A 22,236-nucleotide genomic window follows, 5' to 3' on the forward strand; every position below is an offset into this window, starting at 1 on the left:
GCCTTTCACTCGGGGTGGGCGGGAGCATCGGTGGCGGCCGTGTCGCGGCGCGCGAGGAGTCCGGCGGCGCCGGCGTAGCTCGACGCGATCCGAGGGTCCGACTCGATCTCCATCAGACGGTTCCATTTCGCGGTGCGTTCCGAGCGCGTGGTCGAGCCGACCTTGATCTGGTCCGCGCCCCAGCCCACGGCCAGGTCGGCGATCCAGTGGTCCTCGCTCTCGCCGCTGCGCGCGGACACCACCGTGGCGAACCCGGCGGCGCGGGCTTGTGCCACGACGCGCGCGGCCCGGCTGAGCGTGCCGGTCTGGTTGGGCTTTACCAGGACCGCGTTCGCACACTGTTCGTCGATCCCACGGGCGAGTCTGGCCCGGTCGGTGACGAACAGGTCGTCGCCGAGCAACTGCCGGCCCTTGCCGAGCCGTTCCCGCGCGGCGCCCCAGCCGCTCCAGTCGTCCTCGGACAGCGGGTCCTCCAGGGACACCACCGGGTACCGAGCGCACCACTGCGCCAGTTGGTCGATCCAGGCGTCCGGCGTGAAGCGGCGTGCTTCGCGCCGGAGTGTGTATCCGCCTTCTGCCGCCAGCGTGTTGGCCGCGAAGTCCACGGCGAGGCCCACCTGCTCCCCCGGCACCAGCCCGGCGTCCTCGATGGCGCGGGTGACCAGGCGCAGGGCGTCCTCGTTGCCGGGCAGGGGTGCCGCCAGGCCTCCTTCGTCGGCCACCAGCGCGGTGTTGTGACCTTCCTTGGTGAGCCGCTCGACCGCCTTTTGGCGGATGTCCGCCGCCCACCGCACGGCCTCGGTGAACGACTCCGCCGCCAGGGGGACGACGAGGATGTCCTGGACGTCGATCAGCCCCGCCGCGTGCGCGCCTCCGGAGACGATGTTGACCATGGGCAGCGGAAGCCGGACCGGTTCCTCGCCGGCGAGCGCGCGGTACAGCGGCAGCCCCTGGCCCGCCGCACCCGCGAGCGCGGCGGCGACGGACACAGCGAGGACGGCGTTGGCCCCGAGCCACCCGAGATCCGGGGTGCCGTCGGCTTCCTCCAGCACGGCGTCGACGGTGTGGATGTCGGTCGCGTCAAGTCCGCGTGCCGCGTCGGCCAGTTCCGTACGGACGTGGTCCACCGCGCGGCGCACCCCGCGGCCGGCGTAGCGGCCGGGGTCGCCGTCCCGCAGTTCGTGTGCTTCGTGGCTGCCGGTGGAGGCCCCGGACGGGACGTGCGCCCGCCCCTGTGCGCCACCGGAGAGGGTGACGCGGCAGCCGACGGTGGGGTTGCCGCGGGAGTCCAGGCCCTCCCACGCGTGGATCTCGGTGATCGCTGTGCCGCTCATGACGTCTTCCCTTCGCTGTCTCGCCGACGGGCCCGGTCCGCGAGCTGTTCGTGGCGCGCCCAGAGTCCGCCGGGCCCAGGCGGTGGGTCCTCCAGCAGGGACACCCCGAGCCGACGGGCCGTCGTGCGGCCGGCCTCGGTGAGGTACTCCGCGGGCGACCGGCCGTCCGTGCGGGCCAGGAGCAGCGCGCCCGTGTGCCCTCCGACACGGCGGCCGTCGGCGGGGCCTGCCCGGTCGGTGTACGCCGCCCAGAAGGCTTCGGCGCAGGCGCGTGCGGCGTCGGCCCGGCCGGGCAGGTGTACGGACTTCAGGAGCAGGTGGTGCAGGAGGAAGGCCAGGTCGAAGTTCGGGTCCCCGTAGTGGGCCACCTCGTGGTCGATGATCCACGTCCCGCCACCGGTCAGGACATTCTTCGGGGAAAGGTCGCCGTGCGTCAGGCACAGGTGGCGCTTCGTCAGCTCGTCGGTGTACGGGGCGAGCAGCCGGGCCCACTCCGGCCGCCGTTCAGCGACCGTGCGGTGGTAGGGGTCCAGGCGCAGGGCGGCGAAGGCGTCGTGTCCGAGGGCGTGGGCGGCCTTCTCGGCGGGGCCGCCGGCTCGTGTCGCGGTGTGCCAGTGTCCGCAGGCGGTGCCCACGTGTGCGGCCACCCGGGGGTCCATGGTGCCGCTCAGCAGGTTCGTCTTCCAGTCCCGCCATCCGGCGGGCGCGTGCTCGGTCACCAGCACGCACCGGATCTCGTCCAGGTCGATGACGGCCGGCACGGCGGTGGGGGTGAGTGTGCGGGTGATTTCCAGGGCGCGTGCCTCGCTGACGATGCGGGTGCGCGGGGCGAGCCAGGTGTCGGCGACGCGCAGGCGGCCCAGGGACTGTTTGACCAGCAGCCGGCCTTTCGGGACGTGGCAGGACAGGACGATGTTGGAGACGCCGCCGCCCAGTACGCTCGCCCGTACGTCCGCAGGGTCGGCCACCAGACCGCGCCGGGCCAGATGGTCTCCGACGGTCGAGGTGTCCAGGAGATCGTCCTCCCTGGCCGGACTCGTGCCGGTCCGGTGCATGGCGTACTCCTTCCGGCCGAAGCCGTCGCAGAGGGGGGGTGGAACGCACCACGGGGCCGTGCGGGAAGGCGGGACAGGCCCCGCGGTGCGGGGTCAGTAGGTGGCGCGGCCGCCGGACAGGTCGAAGCAGAATCCGGTGGTGAAGGCGCACGCGGAGGAGACCATGAACGCGAGCATGGAGGCCGCTTCCGGCAGGGTGCCGGTGCGTCCCATCGGGATCTTCGCGGTCATGTACCGCACCACCTCATCGGGTTGGGAGTCGAGGAAGGGGGTGCGGATCACGGCGGGTGCCAGGGCGTTGACGGTGATGCCGGTGCGCGCGTACTCCTTGCCCTGGGCTTTGACCATGCCGATCACCCCGGCCTTGGAGGCCGAGTAGGCGACCATGTTCGGGTTGCCCTCCTTTCCGGCGATGGAGGCGACGTGGGCGATGCGCCCGTAGCCGTGCGGGAGCATGCGGGTGACGGCCGCCCGGGTCACCACCAGCGCGCCCAGCAGGTTGGTGCGCACGGCGGCCTCGAAGCGGCCGAGGTCCACCTCGTGACTGGGGACACCCAACTCTCCCTGCACGCCTGCGCAGTTGACTACGGCGTGCAGTTGTCCGCCCGCCTGTACCGCGGCGTCGAACGCGGCGTCCACCGTGTCGGGAGCGGTGACGTCCGCCGTCAGGGCGAGCGCGTTCGGCAGGGCGGCGGCGGTACGTGCCACGGCCGGGCTGTTGAGGTCTACACAGGCGACCCGCGCGCCTCGGTCGGCCAGGAGCGCCGCTGTCGCCGCGCCGATGCCGGACCCGGCGCCGATCACGGCGACGGTCTGGCCGGCGAACTCCGCCCCGAGTGGTTCGGGTCGACCGCCGTATCGGGGCGTCGAGGAGGGTGCGCTCGTCATCGCGTTTCCTCCATGAGGGCGGCCTCGAAGCGGTGCCGCTGGCACCCCAGTGCGGTGCCGGTGAGTTCCACGGTGTCGCCCGGCCTCAGGTAGCGGGGCGGGTCCATCCCGAGCGCCACTCCGTGGGGCGTGCCGGTGGTGATGACGTCACCCGGTTCCAGGACCATGAACTGGCTGACGTACCGGATGATCTCGGCGACCGGGAAGATCATGTCGGCGGTGGACGCCTTCTGCCGCAGCTCGCCGTTGACCGTCAGGCGCAGCTCGATGTCCTGCGGTCCGGGCAGCTCGTCAGGGGTGACGAGCCAGGGGCCGAGCGGGGTGAAGGTCTCGCAATTCTTGCCCTTGTCCCACTGGCCGCCGCGCTCCAGTTGGTAGGCGCGTTCGGACACGTCGTCGCAGAGCGTGTATCCGGCCACGTACGAGAGGGGGTCGGTGGTGGGACCCAGGTAGCGGGCGGTGCGTCCGATGACGACGGCCAGTTCCGCTTCGTAGTCCGTCTTCCGGCTGCCCGGCGGGATCAGTACCGGGTCGTGGGGGCCGTTGACGGTGGCGGACGTCTTCAGGAACAGCACCGGCTCGTCGGGGACGGCCATGCCGCCTTCGGCCGCGTGGGTGCGGTAGTTGAGGCCGACGCACACGATCTTCCCGGGGCGGGCCACCGGCGGTCCCGTGCGGACGTGCCGCAGGTCCACGCGGGGCAGCGCGGTCCCCTCACGGTCCGTCAGGGCCTCGGGGGCCAGTCGCGCGCGCAGCCGGGAGATGCCGTCCCCGGCCAGGAAGCCCGTGTCGATGTCCGCGCCGGTCAGGTGGGACACGTCCACCGCCGTCCGGTCGTCGAGGGCCACGGCGGGGCGCTCCTGCCCGGCCGGACCGATTCTCATCAGGCGCATGCGGTCTCCTCCGCGGTCCCGGTGGTGTGTCCGGGGGCCGGCCGGTGCGGGGAGCGCTGTTCCCAGCCCGGGGTGAACAGATCGAAATGGGTGCGGGTGCGGGGGTGGGCCCGGCAGGCAGCGCGGTCCAGGGTCAGCCCCAGGCCTGGGCGGTCGTCGACGGCGAAGCATCCGTCGGCGGGGTCCACGGCCGGTGCGGCATCGACCAGCTCGGACACCCAGGGGTCGGCGAAGTCGTTGAAGTGTTCCAGGATCTTCACTCCGGGAGTGGCGGCGCACAGGTGGAGCGTGGCCGCCGTGCCCACGGGACCGCACACATTGTGCGGGGCGAGCAGCCGGTCGTACGCGGCGGTCCAGCCGGCGAGTTTGTGCAGCCCCGTGATGCCTCCGAAGTGGGTGAGGTCCGCCTGGACGACGTCCGCGAGGCCTTCCTCGACGATCTCCCGCAGGTCGGCGAAGGTGTGCGCCCTCTCGCCCGTGGCCAGGGGCAGCGAGGTGTGGGCGCGCACCTGCCGCAGGGAGCCCGCGTGGTACGGCGGGGTCGGCTCCTCGAGCCACTCCGGGTCGTACTCCTCAAGGGCGTGCGCGATCCGTACCGCCGCGGACGACATGAACCGGCCGTGCATCTCCACCATGATCTGCACGTCGTCGCCCACCTGTTCGCGCACGGCGGCGACGATCGCCACGGCCGTACGCAGTTCGGCGGCGGTCAGTTCGGCCATGGCGGCTCCGAACGGGTCGATTTTCAGTGCCCGGTAGCCGCGCGCCACGACTCCGGCGGCCAGCTCGGCGATGGCCGAGGGATCGCGCTCGGTGCGGTACCAGCCGTTGGCGTAGGCCGGGACCCGCCGGCGCAGCGCGCCCCCGAGCAGCCGCCACACCGGTACGCCGAGGGCCTTGCCCTTCAGGTCCCAGCAGGCGGTGTCGAAGGCGGCGAGCGCGGACTGCGCGACTTCGCCGACCCGTCCGTACTCCTGCCACTGGAAGCGCTGGGCCAGCAGTTCGGTGTCGAACGGGTCGCTGCCGAGGACGTATCGCTCGCCCAGCTCGCGCAGGCAGGCGAGGAGGGTGTCGGTCTTGTTGACCATGCGTACTTCGCCGACGCCGCACAGGCCATCGTCCGTCTCCAGCTCGACGAAGGTCAGCTCGCGCCAGGGCGTGCCCACCACCGACGGGGTGATCGAACGGATCTTCACAGGTGCTCCTCCTGGGGGTGGGTGATGACCGTCTTGACCCCGCCACCGGACGCGTCACCGGGTGCGCCGGTGCGGGCCGCGGCGTAGGCGCGGGCGGTGTCGGCGAGTGGGAAACAGGGGCCGAGCAGCAGGTGCGGCCGGAGCTGTCCGGCGGCGGTCAGGTCCACGGCGCGGCGCCAGGAGGCGGGCGTGGAACCGACGCTGCCGCGCACCGTGAGGTGCCGGACGACCAGCAGGTCCGGTTCCAGGGCCGGCCAGGCGCCCGCGACGCCGGTGAGCACGACGTGGCCGCCGGGGCGTGCCGTGGTCAGGGCGGTCGCGAGGGCGTCGGGGTGTCCCGCGGCCTCGACCACCACGTCGTGAGCGGGGCCGGGGGCTGGTTCCCGGCCGTCGGTGACGACCGTGCGGTCCGCGCCGCAGGCGGTGGCCAGCTCCAGGCGTCGCGGGCTCCGTCCGTAGGCGGTGATGTGCGCGGCGCCGTACGCCCGCAGCAGTTGCACGGCGATCAGGCCCAGGGTGCCGTCGCCGACGACCGCCGCCGTGCGTCCCGCCAGCGGCGGCAGTCCGGTGAGGGCCAGGCACATCACGGCGGCGGGTTCCAGCAGGACGCCCGCCCGGGGATCGAGGCCGGGCGGCAGCGGATACACCTGGGTGAGGGGTACGGTGAGATGTCCGGCCAGGCCGCCGGGTTCGGTGAAGCCCAGCTCCGCGTACCCGCCCAGGCACAGGTTCTGCTGCCCGTCCGCGCAGCGGGCGCACCTGCCGCACCAGCGCATCCCGGCGACGGCGACATGCTGTCCCGGGCGCAGTCCGGAACCGGCCGGCGCCTCGGCCACGGTCGCGGCGATCTCGTGGCCCGGTATGACGGGGTAGCGGGCGAAGCCGGGCGGCCGTGTCCCGTCCAGCAGGTCGAGGTCGCTGCCGCACACCCCCACCGCCAGGCACCGTACGAGGACCTCGCCCGGTGTCGGCACAGGACGGGGCCGCCGCACCAGGCGCGGCGCGATGCCGGGGGCCGGGATCTCCACGGCGTACGTGACCGCTTTGGTGCTCCGCGCGTTCACGCCGGGGCCTCATCGGTGAAGTGGCCGCGTAGGACGAGCCCGTCCAGCGCGGCCAGTTCGACGCGGGCGGTCGTGGTCAGTTGGACCGTGACCGGGGTGTCGCGGTGGTTGAGCAGGAACAGGGTGTCCCCGCGGCGCACCGCCTCCACTCCGGACGGCAGATCGGCCACGGCACGGGTGGCACCGGCCGCGTCCGCGGCGTCCCGCACCAGCCGGTCCATGGTCGTCCGGTCGGGGCGGGTGCCCAGGTAGGTGACGCTGCCCTGCTCGTACACGTGCCGGGTCACAGCGGCGCGTCCGCTCAGCGGACCGTCGGCATAGCTCAGCAGCACCTCGGTCCCGGGTGCGGGGTGGAGTGTGTCGCACCACAGGTCGGCCGTGCCGCCCCGCACGTCTTCGGTGGTGTCCTTGCAGGGGTCCAGCGTGACCGTGTCGCCGTCCGCCAGCGGCCAGAACTCCTCGATGCGCACGCCCAGCAGGTCCCGCGCCGGGGCGGCGTATCCGCCCGCGTGGATGCGGTCGCACGCGTCGACGATGCCGGAGAAGAAGGAGATCACCAGGTGCCCCCCACCGCGCACGTAATCGGCGAGGCGGGCGGCGGTCTCCTCCCGCATCAGAACCAGGTTGGGCACCACGACCAGCCGGTAGGCGGACAGGTCGTGGTCGGGGTGGACCACGTCCGTGGTGACACCCGCCTCCCACAGTGGCCGGTAGTGCCTGCGCACCTGGTCCAGCAGACGGATGTCGCAACTCGGGTGGGAGTCCGTCTCCAGGGCCCACCACGACTCGACGTCGAGAACGACGGCCGCGTCGGCGGCCACCCGGCTGCCGGACACGTCCGCCAGGCCGGCCAGTTCGGCGCCCAGGGCGCGCACCTCGCGCCAGACCCGGGTGTCGGTGCCGCCGTGCGGCAGCATGCCCTCGTGGTACTTCTCCGCACCGCCCCGGGAGGAACGCCACTGGAAAAAGTTCACCGCGTCGGCGCCGCGCGCCACGGCCTGCAGGCTCCACAGCCGCATCAGACCGGGCGGCTTGGGCACGTTGCGGCGGCGCCAGTTGAGGCGGCCGGGAGCCTGTTCCATCAAGGTCCAGGGCCGGCCGCCGCCCAGCGAGCGCATCAGGTCGTAGTGGAACGCCGCTTCCACGGCGGCCTCCGGGTCGGCGGGATCGGGGTAGGAGTCGAAGGACACGAAGTCCTGGTGCTCGGCCCACCGCCACAGGTCCAGGGCGTCGGTGATGCCGAAGAAGTTGGTCGTGGTGGGGACGCCCGGAGTCAGCCGGCGCAGGACGGCCCGTTCGGCGTTGTGGCACTCCAGCAGCGCGTCGGAGCTGAAGCGGCGCCAGTCGAGCTGCTGCGCCGGATTGGGGAAGTACGGCGCGGTGCGCGGCGGCAGCACCTCGGCCCAGTCGCCGTAGCGCTGGCTCCAGAAGGCCGTGGACCAGGCCGAGTTGAGGCCGTCCAGGTCGCCGTACCGGTCGCGCAGCCAGGTGCGGAAGTGCTCGGCGGAAGTGTCGCAGAAGCATTCCACGAGGTGGCAGCCGTACTCGTTGTTGATGTGCCAGCTGCGCAGTGCCGGATGGTTTCCGTAGCGCTGTGCCATCTTCTCGGTCAGGCGCAGCGCCGCCTCGCGGTACGCCGGTGAGCTGGGGCAGTAGTGCTGGCGAGCGCCTGGCCACAGCACGCTGCCGTCCGCGCGCCGCGGCAGCGAGTCCGGGCGCAGCCGGGCCAGCCAGGGCGGGGGCGAGGCGGTCGCGGTGGCCAGGCACACCTCGATGCGGGCGTCGCGGAGCAGGTCCAGCACCTGGTCGAGCCAGTCGAAGTCCCAGCGGTCCGGCTCCGGCTGGAGCCGGGCCCACGAGAAGACGCCGACCGTCACGGAGGTGACGCCGGCCTCGCGCATCAGCGCCATGTCCTCGCGCCAGACCGCTGGATCCCACTGTTCGGGGTTGTAGTCGCCGCCGTAGGCGAGTGTCACTTCAGGCTCCCGGAGGTCAGGCCGCCCCGCCAGAACCGCTGGAGTACGACGACGGCGGCGGCCACGGGCACGATGGAGACGAAGGCCCCGGTCACCGTCGCCGAGTACAAACCCGGGTCGAGCCGGGCCTGCGTGGACCAGGTGAACAGGCCGAGGGTCACGGGGTAGCGCTCGGGGGAGGAGAGCACCACCAGAGGCAGGAAGAAGTTGTTCCAGATCGTGACGAACTGGAAGAGGAAGACGGTCACCAGCGCCGGTGTCATCAGACGCGCGGCCACCCGCAGGAAGATCCGCAGCTCACCGGCGCCGTCCACGCGGGCCGCCTCCAGCAGTTCGTCGGGGACCGACGACTGCGCGTAGAGCCGGCACAGCAGCGCCCCGAAGGGGCTGACGAGGCTGGGCAGCAGCACGGCGAGAGGGTTGTCGACCAAGCCGACCTCGCTGAACAGCAGGTACAGCGGCAGCGCCAGCGCAGTGACCGGGACGAGGGTGCCGGCCAGCAGCCCGAGGGTCAGGGCCTGCCGGCCCCGGAAGGGGAATTTGGCCAGTCCGTAGCCCGTGGCGCCCGCCAGGACGGTGGCGCCGACCGCGCCGCCGCCCGCGTAGAGGACGGTGTTGCCCAGCCAGCGCCAGAAGATCCCGTCGTCGCGCGAGGACAGGTCGGACAGGTTCTCCAGTGGCTGGGGTGCGTCGAACCACAGGCCGAAGGAACCGAAGAGGGACGGGCTGCTCTTGGTCGCGGCGATCGCCACCCACACGAGCGGCAGCAGGAAGTAGGCGGCGGCGATCAGGAGGACGACGAGGACGAGACGGGAGCCGTTCTCGCGCGGTGTCCTGGCCGGGCGCCAGCGGCCGGGACGGGACTCCGGGCGGCGGGTCGGACGGGGCGGCCCCGACGGGGCTTGGTCCGCGGCCGGCTGTCCGTGGGCCGTGCGGTCGCGTCCGGTGCCTCGGGACGGGGCCGGTCGCTCGGCCGGAGCGCGGTCCGGGGTCCCGGTCGGCCCGGCGTGGTCCTCCCGGCCGGCGGACGGGCCCGGCCCGGTGAGGGCTCTGCCGGCCGGCTCTCCGCCCGGGGCGGCGTGCGCCCCGGCCCTCTGCGGTGTTTCACGGGGATCGGTCATCGGCCGGTCCTCCGTTCCCGGTAGGAGAGGACCGCCAGGAAGATCCCGGCGGCCAGGGCCGCGACCCCGGCCAGAATCACGGACTGCGCCGCCGCCAGGTGGTAGTTGTTGGCGTCGAACGCCTGGGTGTAGGCGGCGGTGTTGGGGGTCCAGGCGTTGGTGATCGCGCTGGACACCTGTCGCAGCACGAGCGGCTCGTTGAACAGTTGCAGGCCGCCGATGATGCTGAACACGCTGATCAGGCCCAGCGCGGGGCGGATGAGGGGCAGTTTGATGTGCCAGGCGGTGCGCCAGGGACCCGCCCCGTCGATGCGGGCCGCCTCGTACAGCTCACCGGGCACGGACTTCAGCGCGGCGACGACGACGAGGGTGTTGTACCCGGCGAACTCCCAGACCACGATGTTCAGCACCGACCACAACACCGCGTCGCCGCCCAACAGGTCGCTGGGCAGTCCCGCCGTGTCCAGCAGGTCGACGATCGGGCTCAGCCCGGGCACGTACAGGAAGCCCCACAGCAGTGACGCCACGACGCCTGGGACGCCGTAGGGCAGGAAGTAGCTGGTGCGCAGCAACCGTTCCCAGCGGGGTACCTGGTCCAGGAGGAGGGCGAGGACGGCGGCGAGCCCGGTCATGAGCGGTACCTGGACGGCCGTGAACAGCAGGACTCTGGCGAGTCCTTCCGTGAAGGCCGCGTCGTCCAGAGCGCGGGTGTAGTTGTCGAGGCCGCTGAAGACGGTGGTGGCGGGGCCGAGACCGAGGGCACCGTGGCGCTCGGTGAACAGCGACTGCCACGCCGCGTAGGCGATGGGCAGAGCGAAGAACACCAGGAACAGCAGGGTGAAGGGGGCGGTGAACCACACTCCCGCCCGGGTGCCGGCCCGCCCGCCGCGACGGCGGGCGGGGTCACGTGCGGTCACTGCGCGACCTCCATGCCCTTGGACTTCAGCTCCTCGACCGTCGAGCGCTGCATGTCCCCGAGCACGGAGGTGAGGTCACCGTCGCCGCTCAGGGCCCTGGTCAGGCCGTCCTGCATGCGCTTGTAGAGTCCGTCGGTGGTCGGCCCCCACTTCCACTCTTTGGACACCCCGTGGTCCATCACCGAGAACACCCTGCCGATGTCCTGCCCACCGTAGAAGTCGGCGTTCCGGCCGGTGCCGGACACGCCGGCCGCGCTCCTGGCGGCCGGCCACCCCACGTTCGGAGCGAGCAGCTTCAGTGCGCCGGGGTCGGAGTTGAGCCAGAGCGCGAAGTCGGCGGCGGCGTCGACGTGGTCGGTGCCCTTCATCACGGCGGTGGTGGAACCGCCCCAGTTGCCGGAAACCGTGCTGCCCGGCTCCCACTGGGGCAGGGGTGCCACCCGCCACTTGCCGGCGGTCCTGGGCGCCTGGGCGCGCAGGATGGTGTCACCCCAGTACGGCGCCACCCAGGTGGCGACGGTGCCGTCCTGGAGGTGTGCGTACCAGCTGCTGGAGAACGCCGGCTCGATCGCGAGCAGGTCGCGCTCGGCCAGATCACCCCAGTAGTCGAACACCTTGCGGGAGGCGGCGTCGTCGATACCGACCCGCCAGGCGTCCTTCTCGGCGCCGAACCAGCGGGCACCGGCCTGCCAGGACAGCCCGGCCAGCCAGGCGGTGCCGTCGGGGCCGAAGGACGTGATGCGGGCCTTGGGGTCCTCCTCCCGCACGCGCTGGGCGGCCTTCGCGAACTCCTCCCAGGTCTTGGGAGGTTCGATGCCCCATTTGTCGAACAGATCCTTGCGGTAGAACAACCCCATCGGCCCGCTGTCCTGGGGGACGGCGTAGGTCCTGCCGCCGAACACGCCCTGTCCCCACTGCCAGTCGGAGAAGCGGTCGCGCGCGTCCGCCGTCTGCTCGGTGATGTCCTCCAGGCCGTCGGCCAGCAGGAAGGAGGCGAGGTGGTCGGTCTCGATCTGCGCCAGGTCCGGAGCGTTCCCGGCCTTGACGGCCGAGAACATCTTGGCGTAACCGCCCTGCGGGCCGGCGGGGATGTTCTGGAGTTCCACCCTGACCTTCGGGTGCTCCTTGTTCCACTGGTCCACGACCCGGTCCATGTTCGGCACCCAGGACCAGAAGCTCAGCTTCACCGGACCCGATTCGACATCGTTGTCAGAATCGCTGCCGCCACAGCCGGCCGCCGTCAGGGCGACGGTCACCGCGGCCAGCAGCAGCGCAGTGGAACGGCGGACGCGGTTCACCGGCATAGGACATCACCTCTCGTGGACGGTGGCGGGCACGCCGACCGGATTCCTGAAGCCTGTCTGATAAGTAGTAGGCGGTCAATAGGTCTCACCTGGATTGAGAGAGGTCTTGTCGGCCTAACTATCAGATAGGTATGCGGGACGGATCGCGGATCAGGGCTGCACCGTGACGAAGTCCAGATCAGGAGCGCCCTCCGACGGATTGCCCAGGGTGAGGACGTTCGCCCCCTTCTTCAGGGCAACCGTCACCTCCAGCCAACGGACCTTTCCGTCGGTGGGCGGGAAGTTGCGCACCACCGCTTCACCGCCGTTCGCGGCGAGGTGGCCGCGCCGCATCTCCGTGTGTTCGTTGACGTAGTACAGCCTCAGCGTCTTGCGGCCGGCCTGCGGGCTGCGCACGGTCATGGTCAGGCTGTCGCCGTTGCCCAGCCCCCGGGCGCACTGGGCCTCACCGCACGGCTGGAAGCGGGCCGCACCACTGACCGTGCTGGTGCGCGCCTCGGCCTGGAAGACCGCTCCGGTGTCGTTCGTCTCCGGCCGCCAGGTACCCCGCGCCAGGTCGAGGTACCAGCGGTCGTGCCACTCCATCCGGGCCTTCCGGCCGCCGAGCTGGAGGGGCAGCCACACGTACCGCGACTCGTTGAGCTTGCTCGGCACCCACCGGTCTCCCAGGTACATGTGCGTCGTTCCGTGGGTGCCGTTGATCTCCAGGATGGCGGTCGGCTGGGAGCGGTAGGTCACCTCCGAGTCGTCGACCAGCGGCTTCCACTCGCTCCACGGTCCGCGCAGGGAAGGCGCGGTGGCGTATTTGACCGGGTTGGGGCTCCAGCCGGTGGTGAAGGAGGTGAGCATGTAGTACGTGTTGCCGATGTGCACGACCGCCGGGGCCTCGCGGTACTGGTTCTCCGGGAAGGCGTGGGTCTGCTTGGTGACGCTCAGGTAGTCGTCGGACAACTGGGCGATGCGCAGCCGGGAGTTGGGCTTGCCCGCCTCGTTGGCGGAGGAGAAGACGAGGTAGGCGCTGCCGTCGCGGTCCTGGAAGAGGGTCATGTCACGGCTCTGCCGCTCCAGCGGCCGGAAGCTGCCCCGGTAGGTGTAGGGACCCTCGGGGCGGTCGGCGACGGCCACGCCGACCCGGGCCGTGAGGTAGGTCGCCCGGTCGTCGATGTGCAGCCACATCACGTACTTGCCGGTCTTGGCGTTGTACAGCACCTTGGGTCGCTCGCCGACGTTCTGCGGACCGAGGTCGCCTTCGTCCCGGGGCGCCAGCGCCTGTCCCTTGGCGGTCCAGCGCTTGAGGTCCTTCGAGGTGTAGACGTTGATGCCGGCGAAGCCGTTGTGGCTGGCGGCCTTGTCCTCGCCGTACCAGTAGTAGGTGTCGCCCCGCTTGAGGAAGCCTCCGCCGTGCGCCTCGATCAGCTTGCCGTCGGTGTCCCGCCAGTCGAGCCCCGGTTCCACGGCGATCTCGGTCGCGGCGGGCTGCTCCGCCGCCGCGACCGGCGCACCGACGGCCAGGTCCGGGGGCCTCGTCACGGCGGCGTCGACCGCGGGATACAGCAGTGCGCCCAGCAGAGCGCTCGCCGTCAGGGCGACGGTGGTCCGCAGGCGTCTCATCGGCCCCGCGGGCGGTGGTGTGGGTGATCCGCGCACGTCGTTCCTTCTTTCGGAGGACGGGAGTTGAGGCAAAACATCAGACAGGTTCGATCCCGTGTCAAGGCTTGACGCAGACATGAGGAGCGCGGAAGCTCATACCCATCAGACAGGAAGGCGTCTCCGAGAGAGTCGCTCGCACGGCGCCGGACCCGCCCTGTCGGACCGCTCCCCCATTGCCGTCGCGGCAGGGGAACTGCTCGCGATCCACGCAAGAACCCTCGACCTTCCGGCCGACTGCCGAGTTGACAACGTTGTCCAGTCGAATCCCCAACGCGTTCGAGAGGATTCCCATGAAAGCTCCGGCGCTCCGTCGCGTGCGGCATCTGCTCGCGACCGCCGCCGTGGCCGCCAGCGTGGCGGCCACGCTCCCGGAAACCGGCACCGCCGCCCGCGGGAACGACCGGCCGTGGCTGGACACCCGCCTGTCCGCCGGGCAAAGAGCCAGGGCCCTGGTCGACGCGATGACCCTGGAGGAGAAGGTCTCCGTCCTCCACGGCACCTGGAAGGGCGGCCTGCCGGCCATCGGATACGTCCCCGGGATTCCCCGCCTGAAAGTGCCGGACCTGTGGATGGAGGACGGGCCGCAGGACGTGCACAACTGGATCAATCCCGTGCCCGGGGCCACCCAGTTCCCCACTCAGATCACCGCGGGCGCCACCTGGGACGAGTCGCTGGTACGCCGTTTCGGGGCCGCTCTCGGTCAGGAGATGCGCGACAAGGGGATGGACGTCGCCCTGGCGCCGATCCTCGACATCGCCCGGGAACCCACCTGGGGCCGCCACTTCGAGGCATACGGCGAGGACCCGCACCTCAACGGAACTCTGGGCACCGCCGAGGTCAAGGGCATCCAGAGCCGTGGCGTGATCGCCTCGGTCAAGCACTTCGCCACCAACGCCCAGGAGCAGAACCGCAAGAAGGTCGACGTGCGCGTAGACGAGCGGACGCTGCGGGAGATCTACCTGGCGCCGTTCGAGAAGGTCGTGAAGGAAGCCCGCCCCGGCTCCGTGATGTGCGCGTACAACAAGATCAACGGCACGCACGCCTGCCAGGACAAGCACCTGCTCACCGACATCCTGAAGAAGGAGTGGGGCTTCGACGGCTGGGTGCTCACCGACTGGGACTCCAACGAGCCCTACCGCGACCCCGCCCCGATCGCCAACGCCGGCCTGGACCAGGAGATGCCGAAGACCTGGACCTTCGGTCCGGCGCTCGTCGAGGCCGTGCGCGAGGGACGGGTCTCCGAACAGCGGCTGGACGACATGGTGACACGGATCGAGCGCACCATGATCCGGTTCGGTCTCTTCGACCGTGCGCGCGCGGGGAACGCCGAGACGCCCGCCACCACCCACGCCCACGCGAAGCTGTCCCGCACGCTCACCGAACAGGGCAGCGTCCTGCTGAAGAACGCCCCCGCCCGCTCCGACGGCCGCCGCGCGCCGGTACTGCCGCTGGCCGAGGACGACTCCGTCGCCGTGATCGGGCCCGCCGCCGAGGTCGCCCCCAAGGCGAACGGGATGGACCCGTTCAGCCGTACCCCGTACCACGTCACCGTCCGCGAGGGCCTGGCACGGCGTGCCGAGGCCACCGTCGGCTACGAACAAGGCGTCATCCCGCCCGGCGGCGCGCCCGCCGTGCCGCGCTCGGCGCTGCGTCCCTCCGCGACCGCCACGGAACAGGGCGTCAGGGCCGAGTACTTCCCCACCGCCGACCAGAGCGGCACCCCCGCGGTGACCAGGACCGAGGAGAACGTCGCCCTCGACACCAAGAACCGTCCGCCCGTCCCGTCCCTGCCCGACACCTGGTCCGGCCGCTGGTCGGGGGTCATCGAGGCACCGGCCGACGGCACCTACACCCTGACCCTCGGCTCCAGCGGCGGCGGCATGCGGCTCAGCGTCGGCGGCAAGCTGCTGGTCGACCGCTGGAACGACGTGTACGGCGGCAAGGAGAACGTCACGGTCGAACTCAAGGCCGGTGAGCGGGTGCCGTTCGAGGTCGGCTACCGCAAGCGGTTCGTCTCCTCCCAGATCGCCTTCGGCTGGTACCCCGGTACGGCGAAGGACGCGCTCGACCGGGCGGTGGCCGCCGCGAAGAAGGCGGACGTGGCGGTGGTCGTCGCGGCCGACGACGGTGGCGAGGAGAACGATCGCACCTCACTGGCTCTCCCCTACGGCCAGGACGAGCTGATCGAGGCGGTGGCCCGCGCCAACCCGCGTACCGTCGTGGTGCTCACCACCGGCGGCCCCGTCACCATGCCGTGGCTGAAGAGAGTGCCCGCGGTGATGGAGGCGTGGAAGCCGGGCCAGGAGGCGGGCAACGCCGTCGCACGACTGCTCTACGGCGACGTCGATCCCGGCGGACGGCTGCCGGTCACCTTCCCCGCGGACACCTCGCAGACGCCGGCCGCCGACCCTAGCCGCTTCCCCGGGACCGACGACACCGTGCACTTCTCCGAAGGCCTGGAAGTCGGCTACCGGGCCTTCGACGCCCGTGGCTGGCAGCCGCTGTTCCCCTTCGGCCACGGCCTGTCGTACACCCGCTTCGCCTACAGCGACCTGTCCGTCCGGCCCTCGGGCGACGGCTGGAAGGTGACCGCCACCACGACCAACACCGGCACCCGGACCGGGAGCGCGGTGACCCAGCTCTACCTCGCGCATCCCCACTCGGCAGGGGAACCTCCGCAGCAGCTGAAGGGGTTCACCAAGACTCGTCTCGAGCCCGGGCAGAGCAAGCGGGTCTCCTTCCGGATCGAGCGGAAGGACCTGCGGGTCTGGGACGAGAGCGCCGACCGCTGGTCGGTGCCGCGTGGCGACTACCGCGTCAAGGTGGGCGCCTCCTCCCGGGAGCTGCCGCTGAGCACCGGCCTGCGGGTGCGTTGACCCACACGGCCCGGGCCGGACCATATCGGCGCGGGCGGATCCACACCGGCCCCTGCTGACCGACACCGGTCAGCAGCGATCAACCGATGAGAGGACGCATCGTGAGCCCTCTTCAGGAACCGACCGGACGGCAAAAGACCCGACGGCGTCGCACCATCTACGCGAGCACGTTCGTCGCCGCCGCCGTGACCGCCACGACCCTGCTCGGCGCGTCACCGGCCAGTGCCGACCAGCCCTGGGACGGCCTGCAAGGCTGGGGCGGCGACGAGTTCAGCGGCTCCACCCTCGACCCCGCCCGCTGGGACACCAAACGCGACTGCTGCGGTGAGATCAACGGCGGCTTCCAGGAGAAGGGCCCCTCCCCCGCCGGCCCCAACCCCAACCGCTCCGTCTCCGGCGGCTACCTCCGGCTCAGCTCCGACTACGGCGGTGCCACGCCCACCGGCGCCTACGTGGAGGAGCGCTCCGGCCGCGCGGCCGACGGCGACACCACCGACATGCGGTGCTTCCCCGCTTCGGCCGGGGGCTGCGCCTGGGCCATGCGCTGGAAGGCCGACCCGGCGGCGGCCGGCACCTGGCAGGGCGCGTACGTGTACGGCCGGGACGACGTCACCGAGCTGAACACCCACGAGGTCGACCCGAGCCTCGCACCCGACGGGTCGGCGGTGCAGGCGACCCACATCTGGGGCGACACCAGCAAGGAACCGAGCCCCAACTGGCAGATCGTGCCGATCAACCGCGGTGACTGGAACATCTCCGGCATCCGCATCGCGGCCGACGGGACGGTCACCCGCTACATGAACGGCACCGCCCGGGCCGGCGGCAAGGTCGACCCACAGCAGGGCTACCACCTGTCCATCGGCACGGTGCCGCACGGCCCCGGCTCCACGGCGGCGACCCAGCTCGTCGACTGGGTCCGCGAGTACCGCGGTCGCTGACGCGTCAGGTCCGGCCCGCACCACTGCGGCCCGCCCCGGCAACCGGGACGGGCCGCACCCGCATGCCGCACGCCGTCCGCACCTCTCGGGGCCCGCGGCACACAGCGTCCGGCGCCGCTACGGCCGCGGCGGGGTGTACGACGGCAGCTCGCGCAGATCCGTCGCGCTCGCGGGCCGGATACGCAGCGCCTGGCCGCCGCCGGCGACCATCGACACCGTCAGCCTGGTGGAGGGACGGACCAGCACCGTACGCGTCTCGACGGGCAGCGGGTTGTCCTTCCAGCTGGTCCCGGGTGCGTCGGCATAGATCTCGGCGACGTAGCGTCCGGGAGCGAGGAAGGACAGAGGGACCCGCAGAGACCGGTCGTGATCGTCCGTGAGCGCCCCGAGGTACCAGGTGTCCCCGCTCCGGCGTGCCGTGACGGTGTAGTCCCCGATGGCACTGTCCAGTACCCGGCTCTCGTCCCAGGTGGCGGGCATGTTCCTGAGAAACGTGAAGCCGGGGTGCACGGCGTAGTTCTCGGGGGTGTCGGCGAGCATCTGCAGTGGGCTGAAGAGCGTCGCGTACAGCGCGAGTTGCGCGGCCGACGTGCTCTGCACGCGGGTGCCGAGTCCGGCGGGGTCCCAGCTCACGTTCAACACGCCGGGGGTGTAGTCGGCCGGTCCGCCCAGGTAGCGGGTGAAGGGCAGCATGGTCGCCTGCGCCGGAGGGTTGCCGTCCTTGCCCTTGTAGTGGTGCTGCTCCATGCCGGCGACGCCTTCCCCGGTCATCAGGTTGGGGTAGGTGCGGGACAGCCCGGTCGGTTTGATCGCCTCGTGGGCGTTGACGGTGATGCGGTGCCGGGCGGCCACCTCGGTGACGTACTGGTAGTGCCGCACGGCCCGCTGGTCGTAGTGGCTGCGTTGCACACCGTCCAGCACGAACTTCGTGGCGTAACCGGTCTTGACCGCGTGGATGCCCAGGTCCTCGTAGCGGGAGTAGATCTTCTCCAGGTCGCGTTCGTAGGCGTCGACGAAGCCTCGGGTCTCGTTGTGGGCGATGAATCCCACGTCGTTGGCCTTGGCGTGGCGCAGGATCTCGGGCAGGTCGATGTCGGGCTGGGGGGTGAGGAAGTCCTGGCCCTCCCAGGTGCCGCCGGCGCCGGTGTTCCAGCCCTCGGCCAGCACGTACCCGGCGCCGGCCCGCCGCGCCAGGTCGATGTACTCCTTGACGCGTTTCGTCGTTGCCCCGTGCTTCGGTCCCGCGGTCCACGTGGTGTGCCGCCGCTGGAGCTCCCACCAGACGCCCACGTAGGTGGCCGGCCTGATCCAGGAGGTGTCGCCGTCGCAGATCGCGCAGGGGTCGTTGAGGTTCTCGATCAGGTGGGACTCGGCGAGGTCACCGGGCCGTCCGCCCACCGTCAGGGTCCGCCAGGGGGTGGAGAACGCACCGCGCAGGTGCGCCTTGGCGCCGTCCGGGAGCGCGACGAGTTCGCTGGTGAACACCCCCGGTCTGCCGGGCTGGGCGCGCAGGGTCATGGCCGGGTAGTCGGTGAGGTCGGCCTCGTGCACGGCGATGTAGGAGTTGCCGCTCTTCAGGGTCATGGGCGTCTGGGCGGTGTCCACCGCGGCGAGCGGCAGCTCCCGGTAGTGCTGTTCGTCGGCGTTCCAGTCGGTGCCCGCGGCCAGTGACCAGCTCGCCGCGGCGGGGTCGAGGGCGAACTCGGTCCGCTCGGCGGTCACGGTGTAGGCGTCCAGTCCCGGCTGGGCGGGCAGGCGGTAGCGGATGCCGACCCCGTCGTCGAAGACCCGGACGATCACGTCCAGCCGGAACCCTGTGCCGTCCTGGACCGCGTGCACGGTCAGCTCACGGGCGTGGTTGCGGACGGTTCGGTCGGTCCCCCACTTCGGGCGCCACCGCTCGTCGACGGTCCGGTGCTGCACCGACGTCACGCGCATGTCCCGGGTCAGGCTGGGCCGCCCGGCGAGGTCCAGGCCCAGTCCCGAGGCACCGACGACCACCCGGCCGTGGCGTGACACGCTGTAGCCGAGCCGTCCGTCGTCGGCCGCCACCGCGACGCGCACCGATCCGTCCGGGGACCGCACGGTGTGCTTGCGGTGGCCGTCGGCCTCCGCCAGGGCGGGGCGATCCGTCCCTTCCTGTCCAGGGGCGGCCCGGACCGGTGCGTCCGGCAGCGTGGCGGCGGTGCCGGCGAGGGCGAGTACCGCCACGGCGGCGCTCAGGCGCGACGGCCGGCGCCTCGTGCCACGGAAGGTGTTCATCGTGTGCTCCTCACATCGGGGACACGGACTGCACGAGACGGGCTCGACGCCATGGGCTGCGTGACGTGCACTCGGGCACGGAGCCCGACGGCACGAGGGCCCTGGACGCCGCTCCCCGCCCGGCCTCGGCGCACGCGGAGGCGGGGAGCGGCGGCAGGCCTCGGACGGCCGGTGCGCCGGTGGGGCCGGGTTTCGGGTCAGGGCCGGATGAGGTCGGTGATGCCCCGGGCCTTCAGGTATGCCGCGTCGTCGGCGAGCTCGGCCCGTACGATCGCGGGCGCGCGGCCCTTGGAGCACTGGTCCATGAACGCGTTCATCACCTTGCCGCCGATGCGGGCGTCGGTGCGGTCGCCGGAGAAAACGACGGCTGTCGTGCGTGCGGCGGGCCGGGGAGGTGTGCGGTCGAACTCCCGGATGATCTCCGACAGCCGTACCCCGATCGGCTTGGGCCGCCCGTTCTGCCCGATCAGGCCGAGAGAGTACTCGAGTTCGGGGAAGTCGGGGAGGTCACGCGAGACGTCGTGCGAGCACCACCAGGTGATGCCCCACAGCCCCGCGCAGCGCGCGGCGGCCCGCACGGTGCGTTCCGCGAACTCCGGTGCCCGGCCTTCGGGAATCAGCGGCTTGCCGTCGAAACCGAGCAGGGGCGCGCCGATCTCCTGCAGCCACAAGGTCCGGTCGAGGTCCTCGGGGCGGTGCCAGGAGCGGGCGAGTTCGGTCAGGTACTCGGCGAAGTGCACGGATCCCGTGCCCAGCGGCCCGTACGTCTGCGCGGCGCCGCCGAAGACCCAGGAGTGGATGACGGTGCGGGCACCCTTGGTGGCGGCGTACTCGGGGCGGAACGCGTCGCCCTCCCAGAACCACACGTTGTCGAACTCGGAGTGCACGTGGTCCAGGCCCGGGGCGGCGCGCTCCGCCTCGCCGAGCAGGGTGTCCAGCCAGTCGCCGATCTGCTGCGGGGTCTCCTTGTCCTCCTGCCGGTTCGTCATCAGGTTCATCTCGTTGCCCAGCGTGCTGCCCAGCACGTTGCGGTGGCGCGCGATCCTGGCCGCCGCCTTCCGGACGTACAGCCGCTGCCCGGCCACGATCCGCGGGTCGGCGAAGATGCTGCCCTTGTGGTTGGTGACCGTCCAGCCCGGAAAGAACTCGAAGCTGGACAGATGTCCCTGGAGGAAGTCCACGCTCACGTCCAGGCCGCTGTCGTCCGCGACGCGGATGATCCGGTCGAGCAGGCCCAGCGCCCGTTCGCTGACGATCGCCCGGTCGGGCTGGAAGAGCGGCCACATGCAGAACACCCGGATGTGGTCGAAGCCGAGCGAGGCGATCTGCCGGAGGTCGTCGCGTACGGACCGCTCGTCGAAGTCGTTCCACAGGTGCCACCAGTTCTTCGACGGCGTGTAGTTCACGCCGAACCGCAGGGTCCGGCGCCGACCGTGCCGGCCGCCGCCGGCCACCGCGGATGCCGGAGCCGCCGAGGAGGGCTGGGCGACGGCGCCGGATGCCGCGAGGCCTGTGACGCCGAGCGCCGCGACGGGCGCCGCGGCCAGCAGGGAACGGCGCCCGAGGCCACCGCCGTCACGGGCCTGCGGTGCGCCGGAGGCCGGGGCGAGGTGGGGGGCGTGGTGGGAGACGCCGGGGAGGAAGGGAGGCGTACGGGTCATCTTCTTCTCGGTCTTCTTCTCTGGTCGGCGGTGTTCCACCGGGGCGGGGTGCCAGGAGATTGGCAACGTTGTCAGCACAGCGGGCGGAGCAGATGACAACGCCCATCAGCCACAGGGGCCGATGAGCCTGTCAGATAGGAAGGACACCATGGAGATCAGAAGGCGTCAATGGACGGCGCACGGCCGGACCGGGCAGGAGGGATGACGCGGACCGGGAACCGCCGCGCGTCGGGACCGTACTAGGCTTCTTCCGGCCGTACACGCTCAGCCCTCCTCGCCGGCCGGGGGCGAGGACCTCCCGACACCGCCGGGTGGGCACACAGCGAGGGGAAACCTGTCAGATGAGGGAGCTACGATGACCGTTCCACAGCCCGCGCGGCAGTCAGCCGTCGACCGGGTGGTGCAAGCCCTTGAGGAGCGCATCCTCACCACACTGGAGCCGGGTGACTCCCTGCCGTCGGAGGGCGACCTCGCCGTCGACCTGAGTGTCAGCCGGCTCACGGTGCGCGAGGCGACCCGGACGCTGGCGGCGCGCGGACTCATCGAGGTACGTCAGGGGCGCCGCCCTCAGGTGTCGGCGCCCAACGCCGATCCGGTCAGCGACTTCTTCCGGTACACCGTGCGCCGGGACCCCCGCAATCTGCTGGAACTCCTCGACGTACGCATCGCCCTGGAAGTGCACATCGCCGGCCTCGCCGCACGCAGGGCCACCGCCTCGGCGCTCCAGCGGCTCGACCTGGCCCTGGAAGAGATGTGGCGGGCGGAGGACGAGCCCGAGGCGTACCACCGGGCGGACGTCCGCTTCCACGAGGCCCTCGCCTCCGCGAGCGGCAACAGCATGCTCACGGTGCTCATCGAGGCCCTGGCCGATCCGCTGCACGACAGCCGCCGGCACAGTTACGCCGGTCACGCCCGGCGCGGGCTGACCGTGGCCCAGGTCATCGAGGTCCACGCCGAGATCCTGCGCCGGGTCAAGGACCGGGACCCCAAGGGCGCGTCGGCGGCGATGCGCGCGCACCTCGAACAGACGGAGCGCGATCTGAGGGCCGCCCTGCGTGAGGAGATGAGCGGTCCGGCATCCAGGTGAGTGAGCCGAGGCTC

Annotated in this window: 16 protein-coding genes; 3 read left to right on the forward strand and 13 right to left on the reverse strand. The window is 71.6% G+C overall.

Annotation, left to right across the window (positions count from 1 at the left end; translation table 11 throughout):
- Nucleotides 1-5: 5 nt before the first annotated feature.
- From eno to ABZ340_RS23760, 11 genes are all read right to left on the reverse strand, one after another.
- The gene (eno, locus tag ABZ340_RS23710) at nucleotides 6-1,334 is read right to left on the reverse strand and encodes a phosphopyruvate hydratase (protein ID WP_358783811.1); all 1,329 of its coding nucleotides are present in this window, start codon (nucleotides 1,332-1,334) and stop codon (nucleotides 6-8) included.
- Complete coding sequence (locus tag ABZ340_RS23715) at nucleotides 1,331-2,389, reverse strand: phosphotransferase (protein WP_358783812.1); 1,059 nt, start codon at nucleotides 2,387-2,389, stop codon at nucleotides 1,331-1,333. Before ABZ340_RS23715 ends, eno begins: the two co-directional genes overlap by 4 nt.
- Nucleotides 2,390-2,482: 93 nt before the next feature.
- A complete protein-coding gene (locus ABZ340_RS23720; RefSeq protein ID WP_358783813.1) occupies nucleotides 2,483-3,277 on the reverse strand; it encodes an SDR family oxidoreductase in 795 nt (264 codons plus the stop codon).
- Nucleotides 3,274-4,170, reverse strand: a complete 897-nt coding sequence (locus tag ABZ340_RS23725; protein ID WP_358783814.1) for a fumarylacetoacetate hydrolase family protein — start codon at nucleotides 4,168-4,170, stop codon at nucleotides 3,274-3,276. The genes ABZ340_RS23720 and ABZ340_RS23725 overlap by 4 nt, the downstream gene beginning before the upstream one ends.
- Nucleotides 4,161-5,366 (reverse strand): mandelate racemase/muconate lactonizing enzyme family protein, encoded by a 1,206-nt coding sequence (locus tag ABZ340_RS23730; RefSeq protein ID WP_358783815.1) that lies wholly within the window; start codon nucleotides 5,364-5,366, stop codon nucleotides 4,161-4,163. Before ABZ340_RS23730 ends, ABZ340_RS23725 begins: the two co-directional genes overlap by 10 nt.
- The gene (locus ABZ340_RS23735) at nucleotides 5,363-6,430 is read right to left on the reverse strand and encodes an alcohol dehydrogenase catalytic domain-containing protein (protein WP_358783816.1); all 1,068 of its coding nucleotides are present in this window, start codon (nucleotides 6,428-6,430) and stop codon (nucleotides 5,363-5,365) included. Before ABZ340_RS23735 ends, ABZ340_RS23730 begins: the two co-directional genes overlap by 4 nt.
- The gene (locus ABZ340_RS23740) at nucleotides 6,427-8,406 is read right to left on the reverse strand and encodes a beta-galactosidase (RefSeq protein WP_358783817.1); all 1,980 of its coding nucleotides are present in this window, start codon (nucleotides 8,404-8,406) and stop codon (nucleotides 6,427-6,429) included. The genes ABZ340_RS23735 and ABZ340_RS23740 overlap by 4 nt, the downstream gene beginning before the upstream one ends.
- On the reverse strand, nucleotides 8,403-9,527 hold the full coding sequence (locus ABZ340_RS23745; protein ID WP_358783818.1) for an ABC transporter permease subunit: 1,125 nt from the start codon (nucleotides 9,525-9,527) through the stop codon (nucleotides 8,403-8,405). The genes ABZ340_RS23740 and ABZ340_RS23745 overlap by 4 nt, the downstream gene beginning before the upstream one ends.
- Nucleotides 9,524-10,444 (reverse strand): sugar ABC transporter permease, encoded by a 921-nt coding sequence (locus ABZ340_RS23750; RefSeq protein WP_358783819.1) that lies wholly within the window; start codon nucleotides 10,442-10,444, stop codon nucleotides 9,524-9,526. The genes ABZ340_RS23745 and ABZ340_RS23750 overlap by 4 nt, the downstream gene beginning before the upstream one ends.
- Nucleotides 10,441-11,748, reverse strand: a complete 1,308-nt coding sequence (locus tag ABZ340_RS23755; protein WP_358783820.1) for an extracellular solute-binding protein — start codon at nucleotides 11,746-11,748, stop codon at nucleotides 10,441-10,443. The genes ABZ340_RS23750 and ABZ340_RS23755 overlap by 4 nt, the downstream gene beginning before the upstream one ends.
- 150 nt (nucleotides 11,749-11,898) lie before the next feature.
- On the reverse strand, nucleotides 11,899-13,359 hold the full coding sequence (locus ABZ340_RS23760) for a family 43 glycosylhydrolase (protein ID WP_358783821.1): 1,461 nt from the start codon (nucleotides 13,357-13,359) through the stop codon (nucleotides 11,899-11,901).
- A gap of 329 nt (nucleotides 13,360-13,688) precedes the next feature.
- On the opposite strand from ABZ340_RS23760, the gene ABZ340_RS23765 reads away from it, so the two are divergent.
- Nucleotides 13,689-16,274, forward strand: coding sequence for a glycoside hydrolase family 3 protein (locus tag ABZ340_RS23765; RefSeq protein WP_358783822.1), 2,586 nt, complete (start codon nucleotides 13,689-13,691; stop codon nucleotides 16,272-16,274).
- 101 nt (nucleotides 16,275-16,375) lie between these two features.
- The gene (locus ABZ340_RS23770) at nucleotides 16,376-17,212 is read left to right on the forward strand and encodes a hypothetical protein (protein WP_358783823.1); all 837 of its coding nucleotides are present in this window, start codon (nucleotides 16,376-16,378) and stop codon (nucleotides 17,210-17,212) included.
- 117 nt (nucleotides 17,213-17,329) lie between these two features.
- Here ABZ340_RS23770 and ABZ340_RS23775 read toward each other — a convergent pair whose 3' ends face one another.
- Nucleotides 17,330-19,474, reverse strand: coding sequence for a glycoside hydrolase family 97 protein (locus ABZ340_RS23775; protein ID WP_358783824.1), 2,145 nt, complete (start codon nucleotides 19,472-19,474; stop codon nucleotides 17,330-17,332).
- A gap of 197 nt (nucleotides 19,475-19,671) precedes the next feature.
- A complete protein-coding gene (locus ABZ340_RS23780; RefSeq protein ID WP_358783825.1) occupies nucleotides 19,672-21,135 on the reverse strand; it encodes a glycosyl hydrolase in 1,464 nt (487 codons plus the stop codon).
- 355 nt (nucleotides 21,136-21,490) lie between these two features.
- Here ABZ340_RS23780 and ABZ340_RS23785 point away from each other — a divergent pair, with 355 nt between their 5' ends.
- Nucleotides 21,491-22,222 carry a FadR/GntR family transcriptional regulator gene (locus ABZ340_RS23785; protein ID WP_358783826.1) on the forward strand — a complete coding sequence of 244 codons (732 nt, stop codon included), beginning with the start codon at nucleotides 21,491-21,493 and terminating at the stop codon, nucleotides 22,220-22,222.
- Nucleotides 22,223-22,236: the final 14 nt, after the last annotated feature.

Origin of the sequence: Streptomyces sp. NPDC006134 (assembly GCF_040628835.1) — a bacterium.
In the GTDB taxonomy this organism is placed as follows: domain Bacteria; phylum Actinomycetota; class Actinomycetes; order Streptomycetales; family Streptomycetaceae; genus Streptomyces.

Bases quoted from the DNA above. Each gene is read 5' to 3' on its own strand.
- ABZ340_RS23755 (WP_358783820.1), bottom strand. From the start codon at position 11,748: ATGCCGGTGAACCGCGTCCGCCGTTCCACTGCGCTGCTGCTGGCCGCG.
- ABZ340_RS23775 (WP_358783824.1), bottom strand. From the start codon at position 19,474: ATGAACACCTTCCGTGGCACGAGGCGCCGGCCGTCGCGCCTGAGCGCC.
- ABZ340_RS23725 (WP_358783814.1), bottom strand. From the start codon at position 4,170: ATGCGCCTGATGAGAATCGGTCCGGCCGGGCAGGAGCGCCCCGCCGTG.
- ABZ340_RS23780 (WP_358783825.1), bottom strand. From the start codon at position 21,135: ATGACCCGTACGCCTCCCTTCCTCCCCGGCGTCTCCCACCACGCCCCC.
- ABZ340_RS23715 (WP_358783812.1), bottom strand. From the start codon at position 2,389: ATGCACCGGACCGGCACGAGTCCGGCCAGGGAGGACGATCTCCTGGAC.
- ABZ340_RS23785 (WP_358783826.1), top strand. From the start codon at position 21,491: ATGACCGTTCCACAGCCCGCGCGGCAGTCAGCCGTCGACCGGGTGGTG.
- ABZ340_RS23745 (WP_358783818.1), bottom strand. From the start codon at position 9,527: ATGACCGATCCCCGTGAAACACCGCAGAGGGCCGGGGCGCACGCCGCC.
- ABZ340_RS23720 (WP_358783813.1), bottom strand. From the start codon at position 3,277: ATGACGAGCGCACCCTCCTCGACGCCCCGATACGGCGGTCGACCCGAA.
- ABZ340_RS23760 (WP_358783821.1), bottom strand. From the start codon at position 13,359: ATGAGACGCCTGCGGACCACCGTCGCCCTGACGGCGAGCGCTCTGCTG.
- eno (WP_358783811.1), bottom strand. From the start codon at position 1,334: ATGAGCGGCACAGCGATCACCGAGATCCACGCGTGGGAGGGCCTGGAC.
- ABZ340_RS23765 (WP_358783822.1), top strand. From the start codon at position 13,689: ATGAAAGCTCCGGCGCTCCGTCGCGTGCGGCATCTGCTCGCGACCGCC.